We start from the raw sequence: 8,054 nt of genomic DNA, 5'->3' as shown, positions 1-8,054 counted from the left end.
TCATGCGCATCCTGCCGCGCAACCACGACGGCGTGAACGAGGAATGGCTGTCCGATAAATCGCGTGCAATCGTCGACGGCCTCAAGAAGAAGCGGCTCGACCGCCCCTATATGCGCCGGGATGGCGTGCTCGAAGAAGTGTCGTGGTACGAGGCGTTCACCGAGATCGCCGCGCAGGTCGAGAAGGCCGGCGCGCGGAAAGTGGGCGCCATCGCGGGCGACCTCTGCTCGGTCGAGGACATGTTCGCGCTGAAGACGCTGCTTGAGCTTCTCGGCTCGCCGAACATGGATTGCCGCCAGCAAGGCCAGAAGCTCCACCCGAAGCACGGGCGCGGAAGCTACCTGTTCAACGCGACCATCGCCGGCATCTCGAAAGCCGACGTCATCCTGCTCATAGGCACGAACCCGCGCAAGGAAGCGGCCGTGCTCAACGCGCGCATTCGCGGCGCCTATCTACACAATCACGCCCGTATCGGGTTGGTCGGCGCGGAGGCGGACCTCACCTATCCTTACGAGTGGCTCGGCAATTCGCTCGCCGTGCTCGACGAGATCGCGAAGCCCGACAATCCGGTGCTGAAGGCGCTGACAGAGGCGTCGCATCCGCTCATCATCGTCGGCCAGGACGCGCTTTCGCATGACGCGGGCGACGCCGTGCTGGCGAAGGCCGCGGAGATCGCGGCGGCGGCGGTGAAGGGCCGCGAGGATGCGGGGTGGAACCCGCTCTCGATCCTTCACGCCAGCGCCGCGCTCGTTGGCGGCCTCGACATCGGGTTCGTGCCGGGCGAAGGCGGGTTCGACACGGCGGGCATCCTCGAAGGGACGCAAAGCGGCGACATCGAAGTGCTTTATCTGCTCGGTGCCGACGAGTTCGACGTGAGCCGCACGGGCGATGCCTTCGTGATCTATCAGGGGTCGCATGGTGACTCAGGCGCGCGCATCGCGGACATCATCCTGCCGGGCGCCGCGTACACCGAGAAGAACGGCACCTACGTCAACACCGAAGGCCGCGTGCAACTCGGCGAACGCGCGATCTTCCCGCCCGGCGACGCCCGCGAGGATTGGACCATTCTCCGCGCGCTTTCGGAACATCTCGGCGCGAAGCTGCCTTTCGACTGTTTCGGGTCGCTGCGCAGGGCGCTTTACAAGGCGCATCCTCATCTCGCCGCCATCGACACCGTTGAGGCAGCCAAGGTTGAGCTGAAGCTCGGCGATGTGCCGCCGCTGCCGGATACGCCATTCGGCGTTTTCATCGAAGATTTCTACCAGACGAACCCGATTGCGCGGTCCTCGGCGGTCCTCGCCGAGCTTTCGGCGCTGCATCAGGAATACGAGCAGGGACTTGCGGGCGCCGATGGCTGATTGGAGCACACTCTGGAGTAACTACGGCTTTCCGACCGCGCTTATTCTCGGTCAAAGCCTGTTGACGCTCGTCGCGTTGCTTCTGTTCGTCGCGTATCTGCTGCTCGCGGACCGCAAGATATGGGCGGCTGTGCAGCTTCGTCGCGGACCGAACGTCGTTGGCGCTTACGGGCTTCTACAATCCTTCGCCGACTTCCTCAAATTCGTGGTGAAGGAGCCGGTCATTCCGGCGGGGGCTGACAAGACGCTGTTCCTGCTCGCCCCGCTCGCCACAACCGTGCTCGCGCTTGCGGGCTGGGCCGTGATCCCCGTGGCGGACGGCTGGGTGGTTTCCGATCTGAATGTCGGCATTCTTTATCTCTTCGCGATCTCATCGCTCGGCGTCTACGGCATCATCATCGGCGGCTGGGCTTCGAACTCGAAATATCCGTTCCTCGGCGCGCTTCGCTCGGCCGCGCAGATGGTGTCCTACGAGGTTTCCATCGGCTTCGTGCTGGTGACGGTGATCTTGTGCGCGGGCACGATGAACCTCTCCGGGATCGTCGAGGCCCAACGCAGCGCCTACGGCCTCTTCGGCTGGTACTGGCTGCCGCTGTTCCCGATGTTCGTGGTGTTTTTCATCTCGGCGCTCGCGGAGACGAACCGCCCGCCCTTCGACTTGCCCGAGGCGGAATCGGAACTCGTCGCGGGCTTCATGGTGGAATACTCTTCGACGCCCTATCTTCTCTTGATGCTTGGCGAATATGTCGCGATCACCGTGATGTGTGCGCTGACGACGATCCTTTTCATGGGCGGCTGGCTGCCGCCGTTCGAGGTCGCGCCGTTTACCTGGGTGCCGGGGATCTTCTGGTTCGTTTTGAAATTCTGCTTCGTCTTCTTCCTGTTCGCGATGGTGAAGGCGATCGTGCCCCGCTACCGCTACGACCAGTTGATGCGGCTTGGCTGGAAGATCTTCCTGCCGACGTCGCTCGCGATGGTGGTGGTTGTGGCAGCGGTTCTGCAATTCGGAGGTCTCGCGCGCTAGCGCGGGCTTATCCCAAGGGAGTGCATGCATGGGCGGCTTCGGCCAGTCTTTGAGATCAGCGGTTCTCGGCGAGTTTCTCGTCGCGACATGGCTTGCCATGAAGTATTTCTTCGCGCCGAAAGCGACGATCAACTATCCGTTCGAGAAGAATCCGCTGTCGCCCCGCTTTCGCGGCGAGCACGCGCTGCGCCGTTATCCGAACGGCATGGAGCGCTGCATCGCGTGCAAGCTTTGCGAGGCCATCTGCCCGGCGCAGGCCATCACCATCGAGGCGGGGCCGCGCCGCAACGACGGCACGCGCCGCACGACGCGCTACGATATCGATATGGTGAAGTGCATCTATTGCGGCTTCTGTCAGGAAGCCTGCCCGGTGGATGCCATCGTCGAAGGACCGAATTTCGAGTTCGCTACAGAAACGCGAGAGGAACTGCTGTACGACAAGGAAAAGCTGCTTGCGAACGGGGACAGATGGGAGCGCATTCTCGCAAAAAATATTGAACTCGATGCGCCCTACCGTTAGCCTTTACTAACGGCATCCGACTGTCTCCACTCACAGGCTCGCGCGTGTAACGCCTGACTCGGCGAACTAGGTGCGCAATCGATTTGCTCTCCTCCGACGAGGGGCGTGGGGAGCGCGAACCGCCGCGAGCGGCGGCTTCTTCCTCTCGCCGCAGAACGTCGCCATCCGGCAAGAGGGTACGAACCGGAGGGCGGCACTCGAAGGGGTTCACACGAGATCGATCTGTCGTCAGGCCGAAATGCCTCGGCGCAAGACGCGATTGGCATAAACAGGATTGCCTCGCGCCCACACGGACGCAGGGTTCCAGAAGATCGATTTGCGAGGGCGCATCGTCGGCCTTGCTGTCGAGCTTGAACGAAAGGACGGGTTGCGTTCGCCTGGCGATCGCGATCCAGAGGACGAACCATGTCTTCCACGGCTTACGCCGCACATTTCGAGATCGGCCGCGCATGACAATCGCTGGATACTTCTTCTATCTGTTTTCCATCGTGCTCATCTCATCGGGCGCGATGGTGATTTCCGCGCGAAATCCGGTCCATTCGGTGCTGTTCCTCATCCTCGCCTTCCTGAACGCGGCGGGGCTTTTCGTTCTGCTCGGCGCCGAGTTTCTCGCGATGATCCTGGTTATCGTCTATGTGGGCGCGGTCGCGGTGCTGTTCCTGTTCGTGGTGATGACGCTCGACATAGACTTCGGCCAGCTACGCAAGGGCATGAGCCGATATTTGCCCATCGGCATTCTGGTCGGGCTCGTGCTGGTGACCGAATTGATCCTCGTCGTCGGCGGCTTCACCATGGCGCCGGGCGCGATCCGGCCAGTGGCAAGCGCGCAGGTCTCCAACACCGAGGCGATTGGGCGCGTTCTCTACACGGATTACCTCTATTTCTTCCAGCTTTCCGGGCTCGTGCTTCTTGTCGCGATGATCGGGGCTATCGTGCTGACGCTGCGTCACCGGCCGGATTCGAAACGGCAGAACGTCGCGCGGCAGGTCGGACGCAAACGCGAGGACGCTATCGAGGTGGTTAAAGTCGAAACCGGGAAAGGGATCTCCTGAGGGCCATGCTGAACACGATCTCCCCCGTCGAGGCCGCGACCGGCATCGCACTCCAGCAATATCTCACCGTCGCCGCGATCCTCTTCACGCTCGGCGCCTTTGGCATCTTCCTCAACCGGAAGAACGTCATCATCATCCTGATGTCCGTCGAGTTGATGCTGCTCGCCGTGAACGTCAACCTCGTCGCCTTCTCGGCCTATCTGAACGACCTCACGGGCCAGATCTTCGCGCTGATGGTGCTGACCGTCGCGGCGGCCGAGGCTGCCATCGGGCTGGCGATCATCGTCATCTACCACCGGAACCGCGGCTCCATCGCCGTTGACGACATCAACTCGATGAAAGGCTGAGGCGGGCATGTATCAGGCCATCGTCCTACTTCCGCTGATCGGCGCGCTCTGTGCCGGCTTTTTCGGGCGCTCGCTCGGCGACAAGAATTCCGGCTTTCTGACGAGCGCTCTCGTTCTCGTCTCGGCGGCCCTATCGTGGCTCGCGCTCTATCAGGTCGGCATCGAGGGGCAGGAAGCGCGCATAACGCTCTTCCCGTGGATCGGCGTCGGCGATCTGCAAACATCGTGGTCGCTCCGCATCGACACGCTGACCGCCGTCATGCTCGTGGTGGTGAACACGGTCTCCGCGCTCGTTCACATCTACTCCGTCGGCTACATGTCCGACGACGACCGCCAGCCGCTGTTCTTCTCCTATCTGTCGCTGTTCACCTTCGCGATGCTCTCGCTTGTGACGGCCGATAACCTCGTACAGCTTTTCTTCGGCTGGGAGGGCGTGGGTCTCGCCTCCTATCTGCTCATCGGTTTCTGGTATCGGCGCGAAAGCGCGAATGCGGCGGCGATCAAGGCGTTCGTCGTCAACCGCGTGGGCGATTTCGGCTTCGCGATCGGCATCTTCGCGATCTGGTTCATTTTCCGCGATGTGAACTTCGACACGATCTTCGCGGCCGCTAAGGAGCATCAGGCCACAACGATCCCGTTCTTCGGCTACCAGGTGCCCGCGCTCGATTTCATCTGCCTTTTCCTGTTCATGGGCGCGATGGGCAAGTCGGCGCAGTTCCTGCTACACACGTGGTTGCCCGACGCGATGGAAGGCCCGACGCCGGTTTCCGCCCTCATCCACGCCGCCACGATGGTCACCGCCGGTGTGTTCATGGTCGCGCGGCTGTCGCCGTTGTTCGAACTGTCGCCGATTGCGCTGATCGTCGTGACCTGTGTCGGCGCGATCACCGCGTTCTTCGCGGCAACCGTCGGCTTGGCGCAGAACGATATCAAGCGCGTCATCGCCTATTCCACCTGCTCGCAGCTCGGTTACATGTTCGTTGCGCTTGGGCTTTCGGCCTATGGCGCGGCGGTCTTTCACCTCTTCACGCACGCTTTCTTCAAGGCGCTGCTGTTCCTCGGCGCGGGCTCCGTGATCCACGCTCTCCACGGCGAGCAGGATCTGCGCAAGATGGGCGGCATGCGAAAGGCCATTCCGTTCACGTTCGGCATGATGGTCATCGGCACGCTGTCGCTCACGGGCTTCCCCTTCACGGCGGGCTACTTCTCGAAAGATATGATCATCGAGGTGGCCGAAGTCTCCCATTCGTCGGTTGGGCAAACCGTCTACTGGATGCTCATCTTCGCCGCCTTCCTCACGTCCTTCTATTCGTGGCGCCTGATCTTCATGGCGTTCTACGGCGAGCCGAAGGATCATCACGCCTTCGAGCATGCGCATGAATCGCCGCCGGTGATGACGGGGCCGCTTCTGATCCTCGCCGCCGGCGCGCTGTTCGCGGGGCTCATCTTCGCACCCTACTTCGTTGGCGCGGACTACGCCCAGTTCTGGCGCGGCTCTCTCTTGTTCCTGCACGGCTGGCACGAGCCGCATGTGGCCGACGTCTTCATGAAGTGGCTGCCGACGATCGTGATGGCGGCGGGCTTCGGCGTCGCCTATTGGGCCTATATCTCCTCGCCCGGCATTCCGGCCTGGACCGTCAAGACGTTCAAGCCGATCCACGCCTTCCTCTACAACAAGTGGTACTTCGACGAGCTTTACGACTGGATCTTCGTGCGGCCCACGCGCTGGATCGCCCGTGTGCTGTGGAAATACGGCGACGGCGCGATCATCGACGGGCTCGGCCCGGACGGGGTGGCCGCCAGCGTGATCGCCACCACGAAACGCGTGGTCCGCATCCAGACCGGCTTCGTCTACACCTACGCCTTCGTCATGCTGATCGGCGTGACGGTCCTTATCACCTGGTTCGCCTACCTTTATCGCGGGGCTTTGTTCACCCTATGAAAGAATGGCCCATCCTGACGACGCTCATGCTGCTGCCGGCCGTCGGCGCGCTTCTGCTCGCCGTCCTCCGAGGCACCGATGAAGCCGCGCTCAAAAACGCGCGCTGGATCGCGCTCTGGACGACCGTCGTCACCTTCGCGCTGTCGCTCATCCTCCTGACCGACTTCGACTATGCCAATCCGGGCTTCCAGTTCGTGGAGCACCGGCCGTGGCTGTCTGACACGATCACCTATTACGTCGGCGTAGACGGGCTTTCGCTACCCTTCGTGATCCTGACGACCTTCCTCATGCCGCTGACGATCCTCGCGAGCTGGAAGTCGATCACGGTGCGCGTGAAAGAATACATGATCGCGTTCCTGATCCTCGAAGCATTGATGATCGGCGTGTTCTGCGCGCTCGACCTCGTGCTGTTCTACCTGTTCTTCGAGGGCGGCCTCATCCCGATGTTCATCATCATCGGCGTGTGGGGCGGGCCGCGCCGCGTCTATGCGAGCTTCAAGTTCTTCCTCTATACGCTGCTCGGCTCGCTGTTCATGCTGATCGCGATCCTTGTCATGTACGGCATGGCGGGCACGACGGAGATCCCGGCGCTCCTGAAATACGACTTCCCGGTCAATGTGCAAGCGTGGCTCTGGTTCGCCTTCCTCGCCTCCTTCGCGGTGAAACTGCCGATGTGGCCGGTTCACACCTGGCTGCCGGATGCGCACGTCGAAGCGCCGACTGCGGGTTCCGTGGTGCTGGCGGCGATCCTCCTGAAGATGGGCGGCTACGGTTTCATCCGGTTCTCGCTGCCGATGTTCCCGGATGCGTCGGTGCAGTTTGCTCCGCTGATGTTTACGCTCGGCGTCGCAGCGATCATCTACACCTCGCTCGTCGCCTTCGCGCAGAAGGACATGAAAAAGCTCATCGCCTATTCATCCGTTGCGCATATGGGCTTCGTCACCATCGGCGTGTTTTCCGGCACCGAGCAAGGCGTGCAGGGCGCGGTGTTCCAGATGATCAGCCACGGCATCGTGTCGGGCGCGCTGTTCCTCGCGGTCGGCGTCGTGTACGACCGCATGCACACGCGCGAAATCGCGGCTTATGGCGGGCTTGCCGACCGCATGCCGATCTACGCCTTCTTCTTCATGGTGTTCACCATGGCGAATGTCGGCCTGCCAGGCACGAGCGGCTTCATCGGCGAATTCCTGACGCTGATGGGCACGTTCGAGGCGAACACGGTCGCGGCGTTCTTCGCCTGCTTCGGCCTCATCCTCTCGGCGGTTTACGCGCTCACGCTCTATCGCAGGATGATCTTCGGCAAGCTCGAAAAGCCGTCGCTCGCCACGATCAAGGACATGAGCCCGCGTGAAATCGGCATCATGGCGCCGCTGCTGATCCTCACCATCGTGCTCGGCTTCTATCCGAAGCCGGTGCTCGATATGACAAGCGGGTCGGTGAAGGCGATGATCCTGCCGTATCAAAAGGAACTTCAGGCGCAAGCCGACACGGGCGCGGCGGCGAAGTCGTTCGCCGAACTTGAGAAGAGGCGGTGACGATGCTGTCCGACGCTTTCACCAGGGCTTCCACAATGTTTTCGACCTACGCGCCGATCTACCCGGAACTGTTCGTCGTGCTGGCCGCTTTCGTGCTCCTCATGTGGGGCGTGTACAATCGCTATCCGGCGGGGCTTTCCATCAGCATCGTCGCGGTCGGTGTGCTTGTCGGCGCGATGGTGCTCGTGGCGCGCCAGCCTGCGGTCGCGCAGGAACTCTTCAACGGCGCGTTCGTGGATGACGGCTTCGCCCGCTTCATGAAAATCCTGACGCTCG

General features: G+C 62.0%; 7 protein-coding genes and 1 pseudogene. All 8 read left to right on the top strand.

The genetic code is table 11. The annotated features are described in order from the left end of the window. Positions 1 to 1,358: molybdopterin-dependent oxidoreductase (locus tag T281_RS15030; RefSeq protein ID WP_037241139.1), on the top strand; the 1,358-nt coding region annotated here is incomplete at its 5' end. Beyond that, entirely contained in the window at positions 1,351 to 2,382 is a 1,032-nt protein-coding gene (gene nuoH / locus T281_RS15025) for an NADH-quinone oxidoreductase subunit NuoH (protein WP_037241144.1), read from the top strand. The genes T281_RS15030 and nuoH, both read left to right, overlap by 8 nt. Before the next feature lie 28 nt (positions 2,383 to 2,410). After that, on the top strand, positions 2,411 to 2,902 hold the full coding sequence (gene nuoI / locus T281_RS15020; protein ID WP_037241136.1) for an NADH-quinone oxidoreductase subunit NuoI: 492 nt from the start codon (positions 2,411 to 2,413) through the stop codon (positions 2,900 to 2,902). A 449-nt stretch (positions 2,903 to 3,351) separates the two neighbouring features. Next, a complete protein-coding gene (locus T281_RS15015; protein ID WP_013421163.1) occupies positions 3,352 to 3,954 on the top strand; it encodes an NADH-quinone oxidoreductase subunit J in 603 nt (200 codons plus the stop codon). A gap of 5 nt (positions 3,955 to 3,959) precedes the next feature. Then, positions 3,960 to 4,301, top strand: a complete 342-nt coding sequence (gene nuoK, locus T281_RS15010; RefSeq protein WP_052037553.1) for an NADH-quinone oxidoreductase subunit NuoK — start codon at positions 3,960 to 3,962, stop codon at positions 4,299 to 4,301. A gap of 7 nt (positions 4,302 to 4,308) precedes the next feature. After that, entirely contained in the window at positions 4,309 to 6,243 is a 1,935-nt protein-coding gene (gene nuoL, locus T281_RS15005) for an NADH-quinone oxidoreductase subunit L (RefSeq protein WP_037241132.1), read from the top strand. Further along, positions 6,240 to 7,778 carry an NADH-quinone oxidoreductase subunit M gene (locus T281_RS15000; protein WP_037241129.1) on the top strand — a complete coding sequence of 513 codons (1,539 nt, stop codon included), beginning with the start codon at positions 6,240 to 6,242 and terminating at the stop codon, positions 7,776 to 7,778. The genes nuoL and T281_RS15000 overlap by 4 nt, the downstream gene beginning before the upstream one ends. Before the next feature lie 2 nt (positions 7,779 to 7,780). After that, positions 7,781 to 8,054, top strand: a pseudogene (locus tag T281_RS14995) (NADH-quinone oxidoreductase subunit N); the annotation flags it as partial.

This window comes from Rhodomicrobium udaipurense JA643 (assembly GCF_000636015.1).
In the GTDB taxonomy this organism is placed as follows: Bacteria; Pseudomonadota; Alphaproteobacteria; order Rhizobiales; family Rhodomicrobiaceae; genus Rhodomicrobium; species Rhodomicrobium udaipurense.
This window is presented reverse-complemented; position numbering and strand designations above follow the sequence as displayed.